Annotated in this window: 17 protein-coding genes; 10 read left to right on the forward strand and 7 right to left on the reverse strand. The window is 63.8% G+C overall.

Annotation, left to right across the window (positions count from 1 at the left end; all coding sequences use genetic code 11):
* Nucleotides 1-136 precede the first annotated feature (136 nt).
* A complete protein-coding gene (locus tag AC57B1_RS33475) occupies nt 137-1,132 on the reverse strand; it encodes a helix-turn-helix domain-containing protein (RefSeq protein WP_408351601.1) in 996 nt (331 codons plus the stop codon).
* Nucleotides 1,133-1,314: 182 nt separating this feature from the next.
* On the opposite strand from AC57B1_RS33475, the gene AC57B1_RS33480 reads away from it, so the two are divergent.
* Nucleotides 1,315-1,950, forward strand: a complete 636-nt coding sequence (locus tag AC57B1_RS33480; protein ID WP_408351598.1) for a cysteine hydrolase family protein — start codon at nt 1,315-1,317, stop codon at nt 1,948-1,950.
* On the opposite strand, the gene AC57B1_RS33485 is transcribed toward AC57B1_RS33480, so the two are convergent.
* Nucleotides 1,951-2,610: a TetR family transcriptional regulator gene (locus AC57B1_RS33485; protein ID WP_408351595.1), complete on the reverse strand. Its 660-nt coding sequence runs from the start codon at nt 2,608-2,610 to the stop codon at nt 1,951-1,953.
* A gap of 432 nt (nt 2,611-3,042) precedes the next feature.
* On the opposite strand from AC57B1_RS33485, the gene AC57B1_RS33490 reads away from it, so the two are divergent.
* Genes AC57B1_RS33490 through AC57B1_RS33500 form a run of 3 tightly spaced genes read left to right on the forward strand, consistent with a single transcriptional unit; the run spans nt 3,043 to nt 9,052 of the window.
* Nucleotides 3,043-4,275, forward strand: coding sequence for an efflux RND transporter periplasmic adaptor subunit (locus AC57B1_RS33490; protein WP_408351592.1), 1,233 nt, complete (start codon nt 3,043-3,045; stop codon nt 4,273-4,275).
* 18 nt (nt 4,276-4,293) lie between these two features.
* Nucleotides 4,294-7,503, forward strand: a complete 3,210-nt coding sequence (locus AC57B1_RS33495; RefSeq protein ID WP_091799442.1) for an efflux RND transporter permease subunit — start codon at nt 4,294-4,296, stop codon at nt 7,501-7,503.
* Between the two features lies 1 nt (nt 7,504).
* Nucleotides 7,505-9,052 carry an efflux transporter outer membrane subunit gene (locus AC57B1_RS33500; RefSeq protein ID WP_408351588.1) on the forward strand — a complete coding sequence of 516 codons (1,548 nt, stop codon included), beginning with the start codon at nt 7,505-7,507 and terminating at the stop codon, nt 9,050-9,052.
* 149 nt (nt 9,053-9,201) lie between these two features.
* Here the strand turns inward: AC57B1_RS33500 and AC57B1_RS33505 are convergent, their stop codons facing one another.
* Nucleotides 9,202-10,611, reverse strand: coding sequence for a nucleobase:cation symporter-2 family protein (locus AC57B1_RS33505; RefSeq protein WP_091801041.1), 1,410 nt, complete (start codon nt 10,609-10,611; stop codon nt 9,202-9,204).
* 426 nt (nt 10,612-11,037) lie between these two features.
* Here AC57B1_RS33505 and AC57B1_RS33510 point away from each other — a divergent pair, with 426 nt between their 5' ends.
* From AC57B1_RS33510 to fghA, 3 genes are all read left to right on the forward strand, one after another.
* Nucleotides 11,038-12,483 (forward strand): xylulokinase, encoded by a 1,446-nt coding sequence (locus AC57B1_RS33510; RefSeq protein WP_496419867.1) that lies wholly within the window; start codon nt 11,038-11,040, stop codon nt 12,481-12,483.
* A 226-nt stretch (nt 12,484-12,709) separates the two neighbouring features.
* Nucleotides 12,710-13,816, forward strand: a complete 1,107-nt coding sequence (locus AC57B1_RS33515) for an S-(hydroxymethyl)glutathione dehydrogenase/class III alcohol dehydrogenase (protein ID WP_020069206.1) — start codon at nt 12,710-12,712, stop codon at nt 13,814-13,816.
* A gap of 24 nt (nt 13,817-13,840) precedes the next feature.
* A complete protein-coding gene (fghA, locus tag AC57B1_RS33520; RefSeq protein ID WP_091799451.1) occupies nt 13,841-14,692 on the forward strand; it encodes an S-formylglutathione hydrolase in 852 nt (283 codons plus the stop codon).
* A 71-nt stretch (nt 14,693-14,763) separates the two neighbouring features.
* Here fghA and AC57B1_RS33525 read toward each other — a convergent pair whose 3' ends face one another.
* The 4 genes from AC57B1_RS33525 to AC57B1_RS33540 all read right to left on the reverse strand — a co-directional run bounded on the left by AC57B1_RS33525 (nt 14,764) and on the right by AC57B1_RS33540 (nt 18,003).
* Complete coding sequence (locus tag AC57B1_RS33525) at nt 14,764-15,546, reverse strand: metal ABC transporter permease (protein WP_408186535.1); 783 nt, start codon at nt 15,544-15,546, stop codon at nt 14,764-14,766.
* Nucleotides 15,539-16,486 (reverse strand): ABC transporter ATP-binding protein, encoded by a 948-nt coding sequence (locus AC57B1_RS33530; RefSeq protein WP_496419868.1) that lies wholly within the window; start codon nt 16,484-16,486, stop codon nt 15,539-15,541. Before AC57B1_RS33530 ends, AC57B1_RS33525 begins: the two co-directional genes overlap by 8 nt.
* The gene (locus AC57B1_RS33535; RefSeq protein WP_496419869.1) at nt 16,483-17,439 is read right to left on the reverse strand and encodes a metal ABC transporter solute-binding protein; all 957 of its coding nucleotides are present in this window, start codon (nt 17,437-17,439) and stop codon (nt 16,483-16,485) included. Before AC57B1_RS33535 ends, AC57B1_RS33530 begins: the two co-directional genes overlap by 4 nt.
* A gap of 84 nt (nt 17,440-17,523) precedes the next feature.
* Entirely contained in the window at nt 17,524-18,003 is a 480-nt protein-coding gene (locus AC57B1_RS33540; protein WP_496419870.1) for a Fur family transcriptional regulator, read from the reverse strand.
* A gap of 322 nt (nt 18,004-18,325) precedes the next feature.
* Between AC57B1_RS33540 and AC57B1_RS33545 the strand changes: the two genes are divergently transcribed.
* The 3 genes from AC57B1_RS33545 to AC57B1_RS33555 all read left to right on the forward strand — a co-directional run bounded on the left by AC57B1_RS33545 (nt 18,326) and on the right by AC57B1_RS33555 (nt 21,603).
* Nucleotides 18,326-19,108 carry an L-iditol 2-dehydrogenase gene (locus tag AC57B1_RS33545; protein ID WP_408296013.1) on the forward strand — a complete coding sequence of 261 codons (783 nt, stop codon included), beginning with the start codon at nt 18,326-18,328 and terminating at the stop codon, nt 19,106-19,108.
* Between the two features lie 72 nt (nt 19,109-19,180).
* A complete protein-coding gene (locus tag AC57B1_RS33550) occupies nt 19,181-20,503 on the forward strand; it encodes an ABC transporter substrate-binding protein (protein ID WP_091799469.1) in 1,323 nt (440 codons plus the stop codon).
* A gap of 164 nt (nt 20,504-20,667) precedes the next feature.
* Entirely contained in the window at nt 20,668-21,603 is a 936-nt protein-coding gene (locus tag AC57B1_RS33555; protein ID WP_091799472.1) for a carbohydrate ABC transporter permease, read from the forward strand.
* Nucleotides 21,604-21,615 lie beyond the last annotated feature (12 nt).

A 21,615-nucleotide genomic window follows, 5' to 3' on the forward strand; every position in this document is an offset into this window, starting at 1 on the left:
TATTTGTCGCTGGCGTCGCTTTGGCGTCGTTCCGGTGCGCGGGGCGCGTATCGCTGCTGTCGCGCCGGCGCGACTACGAAATTCCGGTGGGCTGCTACGAAACGTCGTCGGCGCAACTAGCGCCGCGCTCGCGCGGTTAGACGCCGCGAAATTCTCTCCGCCATGCGGACGGCGACGTGCGAAACGTCTCCGCGAAATGTTGCCTTAGCGAAGCGGTCGAGCCGAAGCCCGCGATTCCCGCGATCGCTTCCACCGACTCGTCGGTCCCCTCCAGCAGTTGCTGCGCGCGTGCGAGCCGCTGCGCCAGCAGCCATGCGCCCACGGTCGTGCCGGTGGCGAGCCGGAAGCGTCGCGTGAAAGTGCGCCGGCTCATCAGCGCGCGCCCTGCCAGCGAGTCGAGCGTGTGCGGCAATGCCAGATTGCCGCTGACCCAGTCGAGCAGGCCCGACAGCCGGTCGCCGCGCACATTCGGCGGCATGGGTTGCTGAACGTATTGCGCCTGGCCGCCTTGCCGATGCGGCGGCACCACCAGCCGGCGCGCCACATGATTGGCCACTTGCGCGCCGCACATCTTGCGCATCACGTGCAGACAGCAGTCGAGGCCGGCGGCCGTGCCGGCCGAGGTCAGCACGTTGCCGTCGTCGACATAGAGCACGTTGGGGTCGAGGCGCACGCGCGGGTAGCGGCGCGCGAAGTCGTCGGCCCATGCCCAGTGCGTCGAGGCCGGCCGCTCGTCGAGGATGCCGGCGGCCGCCAGCACGAATGCGCCGAGACACAGCCCGACCAGTTGCGCGCCGCGCGCATGGGCGGCGCGCAGCGCATCGAGCAGCGCGGCCGGTGGCGTTTCGGCCGGGTCGCGCCAGCTCGGCACGATGATCGTGCCGGCATCGGCCAGGGCTTCGAGTCCATGCGTGACGCCGATCGAAAAGCCGGCCGTGGTGGTCAGCGCGCCTGTTTCAGCGGCGCAGACGCGGAAGTCGAACTCCGGCACGCCGCCGCCGCTGCGGTCCTCGCCGAACACTACGCACGGCACCGAGAGGTGGAACGGACTGATGCGGTCGAAGGCGACCACCGCGACGACGTGGCGGGGCGGTGCGCCGTGTGTCGCGGCAGCGGAAACGGGCGTGGCCATCAGTCACCTCGTGAAATCCGACGATGGCCCGATTCTAGCGAATCTTGTCATTCGGGTCGCTGTCGCGACGTGGGCGGCGGGGGAACAATGCAGTTACCGCCGCGGCTCGTTCTCAGGCCAACCCCGACCGGGTCAGTCTGCGCGGCGCCAACCATCCCTTTACCCGACCGAGGAGTCTTGCCATGACCGCCACACCGCGCCGCGCGCTGATCGTCATCGATGTGCAGAACGAATACGTGAGCGGCGATCTGCCGATCGAATACCCGGACGTGCAAAGCTCGCTCGCCAACATTGGCCGTGCAATGGATGCGGCGCGCGCCGCGGGCGTGCCGGTGGTGGTCGTGCAGAATCTGGCGCCGGCCAGTTCGCCGTTATTCGCGCGTGGCAGCAGCGGGGCGGAACTGCATCCAGTGGTGGGCGAGCGGGCTCGCGATCATTATGTGGAGAAGTCCCTGCCGAGCGCCTTTACCGGCACCGACCTGGCCGACTGGCTCGCCGCGCGTCAAATCGACACGCTGACGGTCACGGGCTACATGACACACAACTGCGACGCGTCGACCATCAACCACGCGGTTCACGCCGGGCTCGCCGTCGAGTTTCTGCACGACGCGACGGGCTCGGTGCCGTATGAAAACAGCGCGGGTTTCGCCAGCGCGCAAGATATTCACCGGGTATTCAGCGTGGTGCTGCACTCGCGCTTCGCGGCGGTGGCGAGCACGGACGAGTGGATCGGGGCAGTGCAAGGCGGGGCAGCGCTCCCGCGCGGCAATATCTATGCGTCGAATCAGCAGGCCCGAGCGAGGCGGGCCGCGGCGTAACTAAGCGCCGGCTGTGCGCCGCGCATGCCCGTTGCGCAACGCCGGGCTCAGCTTCAGCGCGTCGAACATGCCTTCGACCATTTGTACGGCGTGGGTGCCGAAATCCGTGGCGTCGGGCAGGAACAGCATGTCGCGCAGTGAACCGCTGACAAACGCGTGCACCATGGCCGCCGCCAGCTTCGTATCCAGATCCGCAGGCATTTGCCCCTTGGAGATGGCGTTGCGCAGACCGCCTTCGATTTTCGTGAGCCCTTCGCGCATATTGGTCTGATAGCGGACCATTACCGGGCCCATTTCCTCGACCAGCTCGCATTTCAGAAACAGGATGTCGAACACGCGCCGGCGACGCGGATCGTTAGCCGTGTCGCGCAGGCAGACCTTGCAGATTTCCATCAGGCGCCCGAGCGGATCGGGCTCGTTGGGGTCGAGCGAGGCGGCTTTGAGTTCGTCCAGCGGCAGCAGCACGCGGTCGAACATCTCCGTAAACAGATCGCTTTTGTGGGCGAAGTGCCAGTAAATCGCGCCGCGCGTAACGCCGGCAGCCTGCGCGATGTCGGCGAGCGACGTACGCGAAACACCCTTCTCGAAAAAAACGCGCTCGGCGGCGTCGAGAATGCTATTGCGCGTCTCCAGCGCCTCTTCTTTGGTTCTTCGGACCATATTGGAATGACCTGCCCTGACTGTGGGGTTTTCCCGGGCACTTTTAAGTGCGCCCGATGACAATCTGACTACGCCTGAGCGAATTGTGAAGCGATCTTGCGAGCCCCCCGCCCGCAAGAGATGTAAACGCACTTTTACATGCATTCGTGAATGTATATATAATAGCATCCCACGATCGGATAGCCCAAGCCGTGACGACACGTTAATATCCGTCACTGTTGCCTTTCAAAACGCTCTTTGCGCCGTGCCGGAATGGGCGGCGCCGTGCGGCATTTCCCCGGTATGGCGCATTTCGTTGAGGATGCCCAGCAGGTTCGGTTTGCGTGCATGGGGCATCCGGTCAGCGTCGCGAGACGCATGTGTGCGCAACCGTCCCCGGCGTAGGGATGCACGCACTTTTTCATTCTCTCAGTCTTAGACAGAGGTCGCTCCATGCGCGTCGAACGGGTTCCATTCCGCTTAATCAGTGCCGCGACGGCTGCCGTATTGCTGGCAGCGTGCGGGCCAAAACAATCTGCGCCGCCGCCACAAACGCCCGAAGTCGGCGTTGTCACTGTCCAGCCGACGGCTGTGCCCGTCGTCACCGAGTTGCCTGGCCGCACGAGCGCCTTCCTCGTCGCGCAAGTGCGCGCACGGGTCGACGGCATCGTGCTGCGCCGCGAGTTCACCGAAGGCAGCCAGGTCAAAGCGGGTCAGCGTCTGTACAAGATCGATCCGGCGCCGTATATCGCCACGCTGAACAACGCCAAGGCAACGCTCGCGAAGGCGCAGGCCAACCTCGTGTCCACCACCGCGCAGGCCAATCGCTACAAGGTGCTGGTTGCCGCCAACGCGGTCAGCAAGCAGGACTACGACAACGCGGTGGCCTCGGAAGGCCAGGCCGCGGCAGACGTGGCCGCGGGCAAGGCGGCGGTCGACACCGCGCAGATCAATCTGGGCTACACGGACGTGGTCTCGCCAGTGAGCGGCCAGATCGGCGTGTCGCAAGTCACGCCCGGCGCCTACGTGCAGGCTAGCGCCGCCACGCTGATGGCCACCGTGCAGACACTCGACCCGGTCTATGTGGACCTGACGCAATCGAGCCTCGACGGCCTGAAGCTGCGCCGCGAGATGCAGGAAGGCCGTCTGAAGACGAGCGGTCCTGACGCCGCCAAGGTGTCGCTGATTCTCGAAGACGGCCGCACCTATTCGGAAAAGGGCAAGCTGCAGTTCACCGACGTGACCGTCGACCAGGGCACCGGTTCGGTCACGGTGCGCGCCATCTTCAAGAACGCCGACAAGGTGCTGCTGCCGGGCATGTTCGTGCGCGCGCGCATCGAAGAAGGTGTCAACGACCACGCGCTCGTCGTGCCGCAAGTCGGCGTGACGCACGACCAGAAGGGTCAGCCGACCGCGCTGGTCGTCGGTAACGACAACAAGGTCGTGTTGCGTCAGTTGACTACGTCGGGCACTTACGGTTCGAACTGGGTGGTCGAAAGCGGCCTGAATCCGGGTGACCGCGTGATCGTGCAGGGCACCGACAAGGCGAAGCCCGGCATGCAGGTCAAGACCGTCGCCGCGCAACTTCCCGCCACACCCGCTTCCGGCGTCTCCGCTCAGGGCGCGCCGGCCGCCAGCGGTGCTGCGCAGACGGCACAACCTGCCTCCGCCGCATCGGGCGCGTAATAACAGGGAGCCCGCCTCATGGCAAAGTTCTTCATTGATCGCCCGATTTTTGCATGGGTGATCGCCATCATTCTGATGCTCGCGGGTATCGCGTCGGTCTTTACGTTGCCGATCGCGCAGTACCCGACCATCGCGCCGCCGGCTGTGCAGATCAGCGCGACGTACCCGGGCGCATCGGCGAAAACGGTGGAAAACACCGTCACGCAGGTGATCGAGCAGCAGATGAGTGGTCTCGACCACTTGCTGTACCTGTCGTCCACCTCGGACGATTCGGGTACGGCAACCATTACGCTGACGTTCGCGGCCGGCACCAATCCTGACATTGCGCAGGTGCAGGTGCAGAACAAGCTGCAACTCGCCACGCCACTCTTGCCGCAAGCCGTGCAGCAGTTGGGCACCAAGGTCACGAAGTCGAGCAGCAGCTTCTTGCTGGTCATGGCGTTCGTGTCCGAAGACGGCAGCATGAACAAGTACGACCTGGCGAACTACGTCGCGTCGAACATTCAGGATCCGGTCAGCCGTATCGACGGCGTGGGCACGGTGACGCTGTTCGGCTCGCAGTACGCGATGCGGATCTGGCTCGACGCGAACAAGCTGACCAACTTCGGCCTCACGCCGGTGGACGTGGAAACCGCGTTGACGGCGCAGAACGTGCAGGTCGCGGGCGGTTCGCTCGGCGGCACGCCGTCGGTGCCGGGCCAGGTGCTGCAGGCGACCATCACGGAAGCCACGCTGCTGAATACACCTGAACAGTTCGGCAACGTGCTGCTGAAGGTGAACACGGACGGTTCGCAAGTTCGTATCAAGGACGTCGCGCGCATCGAGCTGGGTGGCGAAAACTACAACTTCGACACCAAGTACAACGGTCAGCCGACGGCAGGCTTCGGTATTCAGCTCGCAACCGGCGCGAACGCGCTGGCCACCGCCAAGGCGGTGCGCGCGAAGGTCGCCGAACTGTCGAAGTACTTCCCGCACGGTCTGGTCGTGCAGTATCCGTACGACACCACGCCGTTCGTGCGCCTGTCGATCGAGGAAGTGGTCAAGACGCTGCTGGAAGGTATCGTGCTGGTGTTCCTGGTCATGTACCTGTTCCTGCAGAACCTGCGCGCCACGCTGATCCCGACGATCGCCGTGCCGGTGGTGCTGTTGGGCACGTTCGCGATCATGGGTCTGGTGGGCTTCTCGATCAACACGCTGTCCATGTTCGGGCTCGTGCTGGCAATCGGCTTGCTGGTGGACGATGCGATCGTGGTGGTGGAAAACGTCGAGCGGGTGATGCAGGAGGAGGGCTTATCGCCTCGTGACGCCACCCGCAAGGCAATGGATCAGATTACCGGCGCGCTGGTCGGCGTGGCGCTCGTGCTGTCGGCGGTGTTCGTGCCGGTGGCGTTCTCGGGCGGTTCGGTCGGCGCCATTTACCGGCAGTTCTCGCTGACGATCGTGGCGGCGATGGTGCTGTCCGTGCTCGTCGCGTTGATTCTGACGCCGGCATTGTGCGCGACGATCCTCAAGCCGATCGAAAAGGGTCACCAGGAAAAGACCACCGGTTTCTTCGGCTGGTTCAACCGCACCTTCAACCGCAGCCGCGACAAGTATCACTCGGGCGTGCACCACGTGATCAAGCGCTCGGGCCGTTGGCTGATCATCTATATGGTGGTGATCTTCGCGGTTGGCCTGCTGTTCGTGAAGTTGCCGAAGTCGTTCCTGCCTGACGAAGACCAGGGCACGATGTTCGTGCTGGTGCAAACGCCGTCGGGCTCGACGCAGGAAACCACGGCGCGCGCGCTGAAGGACGTGTCCGACTACCTGCTCAATACCGAGAAGGGCATCGTCGAATCGACCTTCACCGTGAACGGTTTCAGCTTCGCCGGTCGCGGCCAGAACGCGGGTCTCGTGTTCGTGCGGATGAAGGACTACGCCGTGCGTCAGCACTCGGACCAGAAGGTGCAGGCGCTGGTGGGCCGTCTCTTCATGCACTTCGGCAGCTACAAGAACGCGTTGGTGTATCCGGTGAATCCGCCGTCGATTCCTGAACTCGGCACCGCCGCGGGTTTCGACTTCGAATTGCAGGATCGCGCGGGCGTCGGTCACGAAAAGCTGATGGAAGCACGCAATATGTTGCTGGGCATGGCGGCGAAAGATCCGACGCTGGCTCAGGTGCGTCCGAACGGCCTGAATGACACGCCGCAGTTCAAGGTGAACATCGACCACGAGAAAGCTTCGGCCCTCGGCGTGTCGCTGTCCGCGATCGACCAGACGTTCTCGATCGCGTGGGCGTCGCAGTACGTGAACAACTTCCTCGATACCGATGGCCGGATCAAGAAGGTGTATCTGCAGGGCGATGCGCCGTTCCGTATGAAGCCGGAAGACCTGAACGCGTGGTACGTACGCAATACCGCGGGTGGCATGGTGCCGTTCTCGTCGTTCGCCAGCGGCACGTGGACCTACGGTTCGCCGAAGCTGGAGCGCTACAACGGTATTTCCGCGGTGGAAATCCAGGGCGCGGCGGCACCGGGCAAGTCGACCGGTCAGGCCATGACGGCGATGGAAGCGCTCGTGGCGAAGCTGCCGGCGGGTGTCGGCTACGAATGGACGGGCCTGTCGTTGCAGGAACGCCAGTCCGGTTCGCAGGCGCCGATTCTGTACGGCATCTCGATTCTCGTCGTGTTCCTGTGTCTCGCGGCGCTGTATGAAAGCTGGTCGATCCCGTTCTCGGTGATCATGGTGGTGCCGCTCGGTGTGATCGGCGCACTGCTGGCCGCCACGCTGCGTGGGCTCGAGAACGACGTGTTCTTCCAGGTGGGTCTGTTGACCACGGTGGGTCTGTCGGCGAAGAACGCGATTCTGATCGTGGAATTCGCCCGCGAGTTGCAGCAGGGTGAAGGCATGGGGCCGATCGAGGCGGCGCTGGAAGCAGCGCGTCTGCGGTTGCGTCCGATTCTGATGACCTCGCTCGCGTTCATTCTCGGCGTGATGCCGCTCGCCATCAGTAACGGCGCGGGTTCGGCCAGCCAGCACGCGATCGGTACCGGCGTGATCGGCGGGATGTTGACGGCGACCTTCCTCGCGATTTTCATGATCCCGATGTTCTTCGTGGTGATCCGCGCGAAATTCGGCGGTGAGAAGGAAGACCCGGATGAGGCGCTCGCACACTACAACCAGCACCATCCGCATGACCCGCAAGGTGGCGGTTCAACTGGTGAAGGCTCGGGCAAGGACGGACATTGAGATGCAAAAACACTCTCTGATTGCAGTGGCGGTCGCGCTGTTCGCCGCTGGGTGCACGATGGCGCCGAAGTACGAGCGCCCCGCCGTGCCCACGACGAGCACCTTCCCGACCGGCGGCGTGTACGACACGCAGCCGGGCGCGACCCAGCCGGGCCAGCAACAGCCCGGCGCAACCGGCGCCGCGCGCACCGCCAACGGCCAGGCCGCGGCGGATATCGGCTGGCGCGATTTCTTCGTCGATCCGCGCATGCAGCGGTTGATCGAGATCGCGCTGAAGAACAACCGCGATCTGCGCGTGTCGGTGCTGAACATGCAGGCGTCGGCGGCGCAGTTCCGGATCGTTCGCGCCGAGTTGCTGCCGACGCTCGACGCTGCGGCTTCGCAAAGCAAATCGCGTACACCGAAGGACCTGTCGACCTTCGGCCAGACGATTTCCAACTCGTACTCGGTGGGTCTGAATGCGTCGTGGGAAATCGACTTCTTCGGGCGGATTCAAAGCCTGAAGGATCAGGCGTTGGCGCAGTATCTGGCCACGGCCCAAGCCCGCAAGGCGGCGGAAATCTCGCTGGTCTCGCAGGTCGCGAACCAGTACATGACGGTGCTCGAACTCGACGATCTGTTGAAGGTCACGCAGAACACGCTGAAGACTTCGCAGGAATCGTATCGGATCGCCAAGCTGCAATTCGACAACGGTACGGGTTCGGAACTGGATCTGCGTCAGTCGCAAACGGTGGTCGAGCAGGCTTTGGCCAACCTGCAGCAGCAGCAGCGTCTGCGGGCTCAGGCGGATAACGCGCTCGTGCTGTTGCTCGGCGAGCCGTTGCCGGAGGATCTGCCGCCGGGCATGACGTTGGACAACCAGAATCTGCTCACGGACATTCCGGCGGGTTTGCCGTCCGATCTGTTGACGCGTCGTCCCGACATCATGGAGGCCGAAGAGAATCTGCTGGCCGCCAACGCGAACATTGGCGCAGCGCGTGCCGCGTTCTTCCCGAAGGTGTCGCTGACGGGCAGCTTCGGCACGCTGAGCCCATCGCTCGGCGGTCTGTTCAAGCCGGGGTCGGCGGCGTGGAGCTTCGCGCCGTCGATCACGCTGCCGATCTTCGAGGGCGGACAGAATCTCGCCAACCTCGATCTCGCCAACATCCAGAAGAAAGTCCAGATCGCCACGTATGAGAAGGCGATCCAGACGGCCTTCCGCGAAGTGGCGGATGCCTTGGCGGCGCGCGGCACGTACGATCAGCAGATCCAGGCGCTGGAGCGCAATACCTTTGCGGAACAACGCCGGCTGGATCTGTCGAATCTGCGCTATACGAACGGCGTCGACAGTTATCTGTCTGTGCTGACTGCGCAGACGGATCTGTATTCGTCGCAGCAGTTGCTGGTCACTGCCCGGATGGAACGTCTGCAGAACCTCGTGACGTTGTATCAGGCGCTTGGTGGCGGCTGGGTCGAGCATAACGGCGATCAGCCGCGTCCGGCCGACGCACCGGTTGACTACGGCGCAGCGAGTGCGCCGGTGGCGGCTTCGGCGGCTACGGCGGGTTAAGTCTTGTAGTTTGAGGCGCGCACGGTGGTTTTCTGTTTCACCGAAACCGTCTTGCGCAGCCGATCATAAAAAAGCCACGGCATGCCGTGGCTTTTTTTATCCGCGGCGCTCGCGCGAAGTGGCTCGCGCGGCGCCTGATTGCGTGCCGCTCAGTGCAGGTCCGCGGCGCGTAGCATCTCGTCGCTTCGCGGTTCATTGCCGCCGCGTCCGTCGAAATCGTGACCGGCGCTGCGAATTTCGCAGCGTGCCTTCTTCTCGCTCTTCACGCCGTTGAAGATCAGGTTCAGCACGACCGCCGACACCGAAGCCAGCAGAATCCCGCTATGCAGCAGCGGCGAGAGCGCCGGCGGCAGCTTCGAGAAGAAGTGCGGCGACACCACCGGCACGAGCCCCAGGCCGATACTGACCGCGACGATGAACAGGTTGTGGTGGTTCTTCACGAAGTCGACCTTCGAGAGCACCTTGATGCCGTTCGCCGCGACCATGCCGAACATGACGATGCCCGCGCCGCCGAGCACGAACGGCGGCACCGAGGCGACCACTTGCGCCATCTTCGGGAACAGACCCAGCAGCACCAGGATCACGCCGCCCATGGCGCACACAAAACGGCTCTTCACGCCAGTCACGCCAATCAGGCCGACATTCTGCGAGAACGAGGTATGCGGGAACGAGTTGAAGATGCCACCGATCAACGTGCCCAGACCGTCGACACGCAGACCGCGCACCAGCGTCTTCTGATCGACCGGACGATCCACCATGTCGCCGACCGCGAGAAACATACCGGTCGATTCGATGAAGGTGACGAACATGACGGTGACCATCGTTGCGATCGACAGCGGGTCGAAGTGCGGCAGGCCGAAGTGGAACGGCATGACGAAGCCGACCCACGGCGCATGCGTGACGCCTTCCATGTTCACGCGGCCGAGCACCAGCGCGATCACGAAGCCCGCGACGATACCGAGCAGCACCGAGATATTGGCGAGGAAACCCTTGGCGAACTTGTTGATCAACAGAATCAGCATCAGCACGATCAGCGAGAGACCGAGATAGACCGGGTTGCCGTAATCGGGATTGCCTACGCCGCCAGCCGCCCAGTTGATGCCGACTTCCATCAGCGACAGACCGATCACCGAGATCACCACGCCGATCACGACCGGCGGGAAGAAGCGCAGCAACTTGCCTACCGCGGGCGCGAGCAGGATGCCGACCACACCGGCCGCGATGGTCGAGCCGAAGATGTCCAGAATGCCGAGCGAAGGATTGGTGCCGATCGCGACCATCGGACCGACTGCCGCGAACGTGCAACCCATGATGACCGGCAGACGGATGCCGAAAATCCACAGACCGAGTGTCTGAATCAGCGTGGCGATGCCGCAGGAAAACAGGTCGGCGCTAATCAGGAACGCGATCTGATCTTTCGGCAACTTGAGCGCCGCGCCGATGATCAGCGGGACCGCGACCGCGCCGGCGTACATCACCAGAACGTGCTGAATACCGAGGGTGAGCAACTGGCCTGCGGGCAGTCGCTCGTCGCACGGGTGAACCGTGTTCGATTGCATATCGTCTGTCTCCACCATCTGGTTTTTGGGATGGCTCCAAGGTATCGGGGACGAAAAGGTGCAACAAGACCACTGGGGCCTATTCCGGCATTCCCGGTGACGATATGCGAGCGCGCCTTTTGAAAGCCAATATAAAGGTGTGAACGTCGTCCATCGGCGGTCAGCCCCTTGCAGCAGCGATGCGAGGCCGCGCGCCGCGCGAACCCGACTTGACGCGATATGTGTGAGAATCAATGAGGTGTATCTCACTGGGCGCATAGTCCTGTTTTGACGCGGCTCGCAGCGTAGACGGGTTAACCCGCGATTCGGGATTTTTTGCGTGCATTCGGGCGCGTTTCCGAAGCGGTGCGCCGGGCAGAGAAAATACGCTTTTTGAGCACGCTTTCGCGTGCCCATCTCGGTCCACAATTTCACGCACAATCATCCATGAGTTTTCTCGGCATCGACCTCGGCACCGGCTCTCTCAAAGTAGCGATCGTCGACGAAAACAGTCGCGAGCGGGCGGTGGCGAGCGTCGCTTATGCAATCGAAACGCCGCATGCGGGTTGGGCCGAGACGTCGGTGCAAACGTGGTGGCGCGCGCTATGCGAAGCCGCCGCGCGTTTGCCTGACGGATTGCGCCGCGATGTGCGGGCCATCGGCTTTTCCGGGCAGATGCACGGCGTCGTGCTGATCGACGCAGCGGGCGAAGCCGTGCGGCCCGCCATGCTGTGGCCCGACACGCGCGCGCTGGCCTTGCTCGGCGAGTGGCCCGAGCCGCAGCCGAATCCGGTTGCGCCCGGCATGGCCGGTCCGCTGCTGCGCTGGATCGTGTTGCACGAACCGCAATCCGCGAGCCGCACTCGTTGGGCGCTGCAACCGAAAGACTGGCTGCGCGTCGCGCTGGGCGGCGCGATCGCGACCGATCCCTCCGATGCCTGCGCCACCGCGCTCGCCGATCCCGCCGGCGTGTGGGACGCGGCGCTGCTCGCCCGGCTCGGAATTCCGCATGAGTGGTTCGCGCCGCTCGCGCCGTCTTACGCCGCAGGGGGCGTGCTATCGGAGCAGGCTGCGCAGGCGCTGGGTCTGCGCGCCGGCATCGTGCTCGCCACCGGCGCTGCCGATACGCCTTGCGCCGCTCTCGGCAGCGGACTCGCTCGCGACGGCGACGCCTTGCTCACCACCGGCACCGGCGGACAAATCGTCGTGCTGGCCGAACACGCGCCCGCTGCAGTCAGGGGCTTGCACCGCTATCGGGCAGCGAGCGATCACTGGTATCGGATGGCGGCGATGCAGAACGTCGGCATCGCGCTCGAACGTGTACGCGGTTGGCTCTCCTATGAGTGGGCCGATGCGTATCGTGATGCGTTCGGCGACGCAGCGGTTGCGAGCCCAACGGCCGCATCCGGCCTCACGTTCCTGCCTTACCTCACGGGCGAACGCACGCCTTGGCTCAATCCGATGGCGCGCGGCGGCTGGCTCGGCCTCGCGCTCGATCATACGCGCGGCACGATGATGCGCGCCGCGTTCGAAGGCGTCGCGTTCTCGCTGCGCGCCGGGCTCGACGCGATTCGCGCGAGCGGCGCGACGGTGAGCGCATTGAAGCTGGCGGGCGGCGGTTCCATCGACGCGCGCTGGCGCCAGTTGCTGGCCGATGCGTTGAATGTCGAGCTGCACGCGGTCGATTGTCCGAACGCGGCGCCGCGCGGCGCGGCCATGCTCGGCGGTCTCGCAAGCGGGCACTGGCACGCGAGCGATCTCGCGGCGCTCGCGCCCGGCGCGACTCGTGTCGCCGGTCCGCAAGGCGATGCAGCGCTTGCAGAACGCTACGCCCGCTTTCTCGATCTCTACGGACGTGTCGAGACATGGTTCGCCGACAAACCTCAGCGCTGAGCGAAACCATGTCGAGTTCAGACAATGCCGTGACGCACTTTGCAATACCATGACGTGTTTCGCACGCTAAGGTGTCGCTCGGCGCACTGCGCCGGGTGGCGGCGCCACTGTGCGCCCTGAGCCTGACACACGCATCAACCGCAGTACCGAATCGCAGCACGTGCGCGCCGCAATGATGTCGGCGCGCAACGCGCCTTGCATTGACAGACTCACAGGAGCATTCACGATGAAGACCAAAGCAGCAATCGCATGGAAAGCCGGCGCGCCGTTGACGATCGAGGAAGTCGATCTGGAAGGTCCGCGCGCCGGTGAAGTCCTGATCGAAGTGAAGGCCACGGGCATCTGCCATACCGATTACTACACACTCTCCGGCGCGGATCCTGAAGGCATCTTCCCGGCGATTCTCGGCCATGAAGGCGCGGGCGTGATCGTCGATACGGGTCCGGGCGTCGGCACCTTGAAAAAGGGCGACCACGTCATTCCGCTTTACACGCCGGAGTGCCGGCAATGCAAGTTCTGTCTGTCGCGCAAGACCAACCTCTGTCAGGCCATCCGTTCGACGCAAGGCAAGGGCTTGATGCCGGACGCCACCTCGCGTTTTTCTCTCGACGGCAAGCCTTTGTTTCACTACATGGGCACGTCCACGTTTTCGAATTACATCGTCGTGCCGGAAATCGCGGTCGCGAAGGTGCGTGAAGACGCACCGTTCGACAAAATCTGCTACATCGGCTGCGGTGTGACGACGGGTGTGGGCGCGGTCGTGTATTCGGCGAAGGTCGAAGCGGGTGCGAACGTGGTGGTGTTCGGCCTCGGCGGCATCGGGTTGAATGTGATCCAGGGCGCGAAGATGGTCGGCGCGGACAAGATCATCGGCGTCGACATCAATCCGGGCCGCGTCGAACTCGCGAAGAAGTTCGGCATGACGCACTTCATCAACCCGAACGAAGTCGAGAACGTGGTCGATCACATCGTGCAACTCACCGATGGCGGCGCGGACTATTCGTTCGAATGCATCGGCAACACGAAGGTGATGCGCCAGGCGCTGGAGTGCACGCACAAGGGCTGGGGCCAGTCGTTCATCATCGGCGTCGCGGCGGCGGGCGAGGAGATCAGCACGCGTCCGTTCCAGCTGGTGACGGGCCGCGAGTGGAAGGGCTCGGCGTTCGGCGGCGCACGTGGCCGCACGGACGTGCCGAAGATCGTCGACTGGTACATGGAAGGCAAGATCAACATCGACGATCTGATCACGCACCGTCTGCCGCTCGAACGCATCAACGAGGGCTTCGATCTGATGAAGAAGGGCGAGTCGATCCGCTCGGTCGTGCTGTACTAACGCGGCATAACGAGGAGCATCGGCATGCTTGAACTTCTGTCGTCGCACGCCTGTCATGGTGGTGAGCAGCGCATCTATAAACACGACTCGCAGACCATCGGCCTGCCGATGCGCTTCTCCATCTATCTGCCGCCGCAGGCTTTGCAAGCCAACGCGAACGTGCCCGCGCTGTTCTACCTCGCGGGACTCACGTGCACGGAAGAGACCTTTGCGGTCAAAGCCGGCGCGCAGCGCTTCGCGGCGCAGCACGGCATTGCGCTCATCGCGCCGGACACCAGTCCGCGCGGCGCGGGCGTGCCGGGCGAAAGCGCGGCGTGGGACTTCGGCGTGGGCGCGGGCTTTTACGTCGACGCGACGCAGCAGCCGTGGGCGCAGCACTATCGCATGTACTCGTACGTGCGCGACGAGCTGCGCGAAACGGTGCTCGCGAATCTGCCGGTGGACGGCGCGCGTCTCGGCATCTTCGGGCATTCGATGGGCGGTCACGGCGCGTTGATGCTCGCGTTGCGCAACCCGGAGATCTATCGATCGGTGTCGGCGTTCGCGCCGATCGCCGCGCCGACGCGCTGTCCGTGGGGCGAGAAAGCGTTCAGCGGTTATCTGGGTGACGACCGCGAAGCGTGGAAACAGTATGACGCGAGCGAGCTGGTGGCGCAGGCGTCACGCAAGTTTTCGGCGGGGATTCTGGTCGATCAGGGCCTCGCGGATCAGTTCCTCGCGGAGCAGCTGAATCCGGACGTGTTCGAAGCCGCTTGCCAGGCAGCCGGTCAGCCGCTGACATTGCGCCGTCATGCTGGGTATGACCACGGCTACTACTTCATTTCGACGTTCATCGAGGATCATCTCGCGCATCACGCGAAGGTGCTGCTCGGCTGAAGTCTCTCGCAGGACGATGGCGGCGGTGTGCCGGTGTGCCGGTGCGCCACCGCCACAGTCCTCGTCCTCGCTCAACGCCGCCTCAACAAACTCCCGCCATACACCAGCGCCGACAACACGGTGATCCAGAAGCTCGTGGGCCAATCGGTGTAGAACGCGAGCGTCAAGCCGAGCCACGCCTGCAACAACGCAAACACAGCGGCGAGCACGAGGCCGGCCGATAAGCGCGTCGTCATGTTTTGCGCGGCGGCGGCCGGGCCGACCATCAGCGTGAACACCAACAGCACGCCGACGATCTGCGTACATGCCGCCACGGCGAGCGCGGCAATCGCGAGAAACAGCACGGACACGAGGCGCAACGACACGCCCTTGGCCTCGGCTAGTTCCGGCTGCAACGAAGCGAACAGCAGCGGTCGCATGATCGCCGCGAGCGCCAGCAGACTCACCACGCCCAGGGCCGCCAGCACCACGAGCGTCGACGCATTCACGCCGAGCACGTTGCCGAACAGCAGCGCGGTGACCTGCGTCGCATACGCGGTGAAGAAGTGCAGAAACAGCAAGCCGAAGCCGAGCGACAGCGAAAGGATCACGCCGATCGCCACATCGCGTCCGGCAAGGCGTTCGCCGAGCGCGCCCATGCCGACGCCCGCCGCGAGCGTGAAGCCGATCATTCCCCAGATCGGCGAGATGCCGATCAGCACCGCGCCGGTCGCGCCGGTGAAGCCGACGTGCGAGAGCGCGTGGCCCGCGAAGGTCTGCCCGCGCAGCACGAGAAAATATCCGACCACGCCGGCCAGCACCGCGACGATCCCCGACGCCGCGAATGCGTTCACCATGAAATCGTATTCAAACATCGTGCGTGTGTCCGTCGCTTGAGTCGTGCTGGTGTGAGTGGCCGTGCGAGCGGCCATGCGAATGTGGATGCGCGTGCGAGTGGCTGTGGCCGCCGTCTTCGTCGTGTTCGTGCTCGTGATCGTGTTTCTCGACTTCCACATCGCCCGACATCACGAAGATGCGGCCATTCACGCGCATCACGTCGATCGGCGAGCCATAGAGACGCGACAGCACCGGCCGGGTAATCACTTCGTAGACGGTGCCGAGCGCGGCCACGCCGCTGCCGAGATACAGCACGCGATCGATCGAGTTCAGCAGCGGATTCAGTTCATGCGCCGAAAACAGCACGGCGATGCCGAGTTCCTGCTGCACGCGCCGCACCAGTTCGACCACGCTTTTCTGATGATGCGGGTCGAGGCTGATCAGCGGTTCGTCGAGCAACAGCAGTTTCGGATTGCCGAGCAGACATTGCGCGAGCAGCAGCCGTTGACGCTCGCCGCCCGACAGCTCGGACAGCGGCCGCTCGGCGAGCTTGCGGCCGCCGACCAGATCCAGCACACGCTCGACGTCGGCGCGAGTGGCGGCGTCCGCGTGCGGCAAGCCCCAGCGATGACCGTCGGCGGCCATCGCGACGAAATCCCGGCCGCGCACGCGGCGTCCGGCGAGCGCACTGCGCGTCTGCGGCATATAGCCAATCGACGCGTGGCCGCGCTCGACGGGTTGACCCAGCACGTGGATCACGCCGCGGGCGGCGGGCACGAGACCGAGCACGGCGCGCATCAGCGTGGTCTTGCCCGCGCCGTTCGGCCCGAGCACGCCGATGAATTCGCCCTGATTCACCACGAAGCCGGTGTCGCGCAGAATCGTGCGGTCGCCGAGTTCGAGCGTCACGTGCTCGAGTTCGAGCACGGGTGTGGTGGTGGGGGCAGGCGCTGGCGCGCTGCGGCCAGTCTGAGTCATTGGGTTTTTCCTTTCGCGCCCGACGCAGCCGCATTGGCATCGCCCGCGGCCAGCGCCGTGCCCAGCGCGTCGAGCTGCGTGAGCATCCACGTCTGGTAGGTCTTGCCGGCCGGTTCGGTCTCGGTGACGCTCATGGTCGGCACCTTCGATTGCTGCGCGAGCTTCAACATGCGTTTGGTCAGGGCCTCGGTTGCCTGGCTGTTATAGATCAGAACACGGACGCGCTTTTCGCGCAGATCGCCTTCGAACGCAGCGATATCCGCCGCGCTGGCTTCAGTGTCGTTCATGGTGGCGAGCTGGAAGCGCAGATTGCGCATGGTCAAGCCCACCGCGTCGGACATATAACCGAACACCGGCTCGGTCGCCGTGACCGGCACGCCCGCGTAGCGGCCGTGCAGCTCGGCGACCTTGGCGTCGACCGGTTTCAGCGAATCGAGAAACTTCGCGAGGTTCGCATCGTACGCCGACTTGTGCGCCGGGTCAGCCGCGACGAGCGCTTCGCTCACCGCGCGCGCCACTTTCGGCATGGTGGCCGGGTCGTACCAGAGGTGCGGATTATCGCCGCTCTTCTTGCCGGTGAGATCGGCGGCGACGATGGTGACGCGCTTCGTGCCCTTCGACGCAGCCAGCAATTTTGCCATCCACGGATCGTAGTCGGCGCCGTTGTAGACCACAAGGCTTGCATGCTGCAACGCGCGCGCCGTCTTGGGGCTGGCTTCGAACAGATGCGGATCCTGGTCCGGATTGCTGAGAATGCTCGTCACGTCGACGCGATCTCCGCCCAGTTGCTGCACCACGTCGCCGTAAAAATTTTCCGCGGCGACCACCGGAATTTTTGCATCCGCGGCCATTGCGGCGTGGCCGAACGCGAACGCCGCGGCACTCGCGGCGAGGTACTTCGACAGCTTCAGCGCTCGCTGCGCCCCGTTCAACATCGAGCCGAATTTCTTCATTGTTCTGTCCTGCTGCGTGAGAGTTGAAAGAACCACAAACGTTGGGAAGGGTGTGCCTGGTTTATGCCGGCTTGACGCACCGTCTCATGCCGAACCACCCGCTGGCCGCACCGCGCGGGCACACAGTGCGCACAGCCTGCTGAGCTCGACGACCTGGCGATGCACTTCGAAGCCATGTGCCGGCGCGCTATGCGACAACTGTTCGGCGAGATCGTCGCCGGGAATCTCGACGGTCGCACCGCAGCCGTCGCACATCAGGAACTGGCTGCGATGCGGCACGCCGACTTCGCAGCAGGCCACGAATGCATTCTTCGATTCGATCCGATGGACGAAGCCATGCGCGAGCAGAAAGTCCAGCGCGCGGTACACGGTTGTGGGCGGCATGCGGCCGCGCTGCGGTTCGAGCGCGTCAAGCAACTCGTAAGCGCCGATCGGCCGCTCGTTGGCGACGATCGCCTCATACACCTGACGACGCAGCGGCGTCAGCGCGAGACCGTGCAACGTGGCATGCGCTTCGGCATGCGCGAGCCGCACGGCATGGCGTTCTGCAATCGATGTAGCCATCAGCGAGGAGCTCCTGACGAAAAGGCGATCAAGCGGCGAAGGCTTCGAAGCGAAGCGAGGTCGCAATGATATAACGTATCTCGAATTTTTGTCAGCGGGTTGAGTGGAATGGAGATTGGCTGTCTTCGATTTCTCGTATTAGTGTGGTTCGAAGCAGGGAAGGCCACCTGATGTCCTGCCGCGCTGCACCATCGAAATGTGCTCGGGCGCCTTGACATGACCCGGTGCGTATCCGATCATTCGATCACAAACAGAGCAATTGTTCGCGCAACGAGCGTTCGCTCACCGCGCCTCAAGAAGCGAAACGAACCGGAGACAAGCAGTGGCGGCACGATTGCAAGACAAGGTGGCCATTCTGACGGGCGCGGCAAGCGGAATCGGTGAAGCTGTGGCCCGCCGATATCTCGACGAAGGCGCGCGCTGCGTGCTGGTCGACGTAAAGCCGGCAGACAGTTTCGGCGACGCGCTGCGTGCCGCTTACGGCGAACGCGTGCTGAGCGTGAGCGCCGACGTCACGCGCCGCGAGGATATCCAGCGCATCGTGGCGAGCACGCTGGAGCGCTTCGGCCAGGTCGACATTCTGTTCAACAACGCGGCGCTCTTCGACATGCGCCCGATCCTCGACGAATCCTGGGACGTGTTCGATCGCCTCTTCGCGGTCAACGTGAAGGGCATGTTCTTCCTGATGCAAGCCGTCGCACAGAAGATGGTCGAGCAGGGCCGTGGCGGCAAGATCATCAATATGTCGTCGCAAGCCGGCCGGCGTGGCGAGGCGCTCGTCTCGCACTACTGCGCGACCAAGGCGGCCGTGCTCAGCTACACGCAGTCCGCGGCATTGGCGCTCGCGCCGCACAAGATCAATGTGAACGGTATTGCGCCGGGCGTCGTCGATACGCCGATGTGGAACGAAGTCGACGCACTTTTCGCACGCTATGAAAACCGGCCGCTCGGCGAGAAGAAACGCCTTGTCGGCGAAGCGGTGCCGCTCGGCCGCATGGGCGTGCCGGACGATCTGACCGGCGCCGCCCTGTTTCTCGCGTCGGCGGATGCCGACTACATCACCGCGCAAACCCTGAACGTGGACGGCGGCAACTGGATGAGCTGAGTCCGCGCCGTTCATCGTCATTTTCGTAGAACAAACGCTGCACTACATAACGTACGAGAAAGGAGACAACACATGAAGCCAGCTCTCAAATCCACGCTAAAGGCGGTCAGTGCCGGCGCTGTCGCATGCTTTGCATTGAGCGCGTCGGCGGCCACGGTGACGATCGCCACGCTGAACAATCCGGACATGATCGAGCTGAAGAAGCTCTCGCCCGCATTCGAAAAGGCGAATCCGGACATCAAGCTGAACTGGGTGATTCTCGAAGAAAACGTGCTGCGTCAGCGCGCCACCACCGACATCACGACCGGCAGCGGCCAGTTCGACGTGATGACGATCGGCGCGTACGAAACGCCGCAATGGGGCAAGCGCGGCTGGCTCACGCCGCTCACCAATCTGCCCGCCGATTACGATCTGAACGACGTCGTGAAGACGGCCCGCGACGGCCTCTCGAGCGGCGGCCAGTTGTATGCGCTGCCGTTCTACGTCGAAAGTTCGATGACGTATTACCGCAAGGACCTGTTCGCGGCCAAGGGCCTGAAGATGCCCGATCAACCGACCTATGACCAGATCGCGCAATTCGCCGACAAGCTCACCGACAAAGCCAACGGCATGTACGGCATCTGTCTGCGCGGCAAGGCGGGCTGGGGCGAGAACATGGCCTACGGCACGACGGTGGTGAACACGTTCGGCGGCCGCTGGTTCGACGAGAAGTGGAACGCGCAGCTCACCTCGCCGGAATGGAAGAAGGCGATCACGTTCTATGTCGATCTGCTGAAGAAAGACGGCCCTCCGGGAGCGAGCTCGAACGGCTTCAACGAGAACCTCACGCTGATGTCGTCCGGCAAGTGTGCAATGTGGATCGACGCGACGGTCGCTGCCGGCATGCTCTATAACAAGCAGCAGTCGCAGATCGCCGACAAGGTCGGGTTCGCCGCGGCGCCGATCGCGGTCACGCCAAAAGGCTCGCACTGGCTGTGGGCCTGGGCGCTGGCGATTCCGAAGTCGTCGAAGCAGGCTGACGCGGCGAAGAAGTTCATCACGTGGGCCACGTCGAAGGAGTACATCGAACTGGTTGCGAAGGACGAAGGCTGGGCCTCGGTGCCGCCGGGAACGCGTCAATCCACCTACGCTCGCCCCGAGTACAAGCAGGCAGCACCGTTCGGCGACTTCGTGCTGAAGGCGATCGAAACGGCGGATCCGGAGCATCCGACCCTCAAGCCGGTGCCGTACACCGGTGTGCAGTTCGTCGGGATTCCTGAGTTCCAGTCGTTCGGCACCGTGGTCGGTCAGAGCATCTCCGGCGCGATTGCCGGTCAGATGACGGTCGACCAGGCGCTGGCAGCGGGCAACGCCACGGCGGATCGCGCCGTGAAGCAGGCCGGCTACCAGAAGTAAGCCACGAGCGTTACGTGGCACGCGCCGGCTGACGCCCGTCAGCCGGCCCACGCAGCACAGCGGGCCGTTTCCGCCGCGCGGGCGCCGCGACATCGCAGGGTGTCGCTGCGGTTTTCATGCGGCTTCAGGCGGCGGCCCGCGCATTACCGAACAGGTGGTCAATCATGCGTCCTTTGCGCCTACCTCTCATGCATGCCCATCCCCAGACAGAAAAAGAACGCGAAACTCGCAAAGCCAACTCCGCCCGCTGGCTAGTCTCGCCTTCGGTTGCCGTGCTGGTGCTGTGGATGGCGATTCCACTCGCGATGACGATCTGGTTTTCGTTCTCGCGCTACAACCTGTTGAACCCGGATCTCAAAGGCTTCGCGGGTTTCGACAACTATAAGTATCTTGCCAGCGATCCGTCGTTCGGACCTTCGATCGGACACACGCTCGAACTGATCATCTCGGTCCTCGTGATCACGGTGGTCGGCGGCGTGCTGATGGCGATTCTGTTCGACCGCAAGTTTTACGGGCAAGGGATCGCGCGGCTGCTCGCCATCGCGCCGTTCTTCGTGATGCCGACCGTGAGCGCGCTGATCTGGAAGAACATGATCCTGCATCCGGTGTATGGCCTGATCGCGCAGGGCATGCGCGCCATGGGCATGCAGCCGATCGACTGGTTCGCCGAATATCCGCTGACAGCGGTGATCATGATCGTGGCGTGGCAGTGGCTGCCGTTTGCGTTCCTGATTCTGTTCACGGCGATCCAGTCGCTCGATCAGGAGCAGAAGGAAGCGGCGCGGATCGACGGAGCGGGTCCGTTCTCGATGTTTTTCTATATCACGCTACCACACCTGAAACGGGCGATTGCGGTGGTGGTGATGATGGAAACCATTTTCCTGCTGTCGATCTTCGCCGAAATCTATACGACCACGGGCGGCGGTCCGGGCACCGCGACCACCAACCTGTCGTACCTGATCTACTCGCTGGGCCTGCAACAGTTCGACGTCGGTCTCGCCTCCGCGGGCGGCATTCTCGCTGTCGTGCTGGCCAATATCGTGTCGTTCTTCCTTGTGCGGATGCTCGCGAAGAACCTGAAAGGGGAGTACGAAAAATGAGCCAGGTTGCCT

This window comes from Paraburkholderia sp. BGA-UO-ETr-F21 (assembly GCF_059567925.1).

What these genes read in the sequence shown, in the direction of transcription:
- AC57B1_RS33550 (WP_091799469.1), top strand. Translation starts at nt 19,181, where the DNA reads ATGAAGCCAGCTCTCAAATCCACGCTAAAGGCGGTCAGTGCCGGCGCT.
- AC57B1_RS33500 (WP_408351588.1), top strand. Translation starts at nt 7,505, where the DNA reads ATGCAAAAACACTCTCTGATTGCAGTGGCGGTCGCGCTGTTCGCCGCT.
- AC57B1_RS33480 (WP_408351598.1), top strand. Translation starts at nt 1,315, where the DNA reads ATGACCGCCACACCGCGCCGCGCGCTGATCGTCATCGATGTGCAGAAC.
- AC57B1_RS33530 (WP_496419868.1), bottom strand. Translation starts at nt 16,486, where the DNA reads ATGACTCAGACTGGCCGCAGCGCGCCAGCGCCTGCCCCCACCACCACA.
- fghA (WP_091799451.1), top strand. Translation starts at nt 13,841, where the DNA reads ATGCTTGAACTTCTGTCGTCGCACGCCTGTCATGGTGGTGAGCAGCGC.
- AC57B1_RS33490 (WP_408351592.1), top strand. Translation starts at nt 3,043, where the DNA reads ATGCGCGTCGAACGGGTTCCATTCCGCTTAATCAGTGCCGCGACGGCT.
- AC57B1_RS33510 (WP_496419867.1), top strand. Translation starts at nt 11,038, where the DNA reads ATGAGTTTTCTCGGCATCGACCTCGGCACCGGCTCTCTCAAAGTAGCG.
- AC57B1_RS33505 (WP_091801041.1), bottom strand. Translation starts at nt 10,611, where the DNA reads ATGCAATCGAACACGGTTCACCCGTGCGACGAGCGACTGCCCGCAGGC.
- AC57B1_RS33495 (WP_091799442.1), top strand. Translation starts at nt 4,294, where the DNA reads ATGGCAAAGTTCTTCATTGATCGCCCGATTTTTGCATGGGTGATCGCC.
- AC57B1_RS33540 (WP_496419870.1), bottom strand. Translation starts at nt 18,003, where the DNA reads ATGGCTACATCGATTGCAGAACGCCATGCCGTGCGGCTCGCGCATGCC.
- AC57B1_RS33525 (WP_408186535.1), bottom strand. Translation starts at nt 15,546, where the DNA reads ATGTTTGAATACGATTTCATGGTGAACGCATTCGCGGCGTCGGGGATC.
- AC57B1_RS33475 (WP_408351601.1), bottom strand. Translation starts at nt 1,132, where the DNA reads ATGGCCACGCCCGTTTCCGCTGCCGCGACACACGGCGCACCGCCCCGC.
- AC57B1_RS33515 (WP_020069206.1), top strand. Translation starts at nt 12,710, where the DNA reads ATGAAGACCAAAGCAGCAATCGCATGGAAAGCCGGCGCGCCGTTGACG.
- AC57B1_RS33485 (WP_408351595.1), bottom strand. Translation starts at nt 2,610, where the DNA reads ATGGTCCGAAGAACCAAAGAAGAGGCGCTGGAGACGCGCAATAGCATT.
- AC57B1_RS33535 (WP_496419869.1), bottom strand. Translation starts at nt 17,439, where the DNA reads ATGAAGAAATTCGGCTCGATGTTGAACGGGGCGCAGCGAGCGCTGAAG.
- AC57B1_RS33555 (WP_091799472.1), top strand. Translation starts at nt 20,668, where the DNA reads ATGCGTCCTTTGCGCCTACCTCTCATGCATGCCCATCCCCAGACAGAA.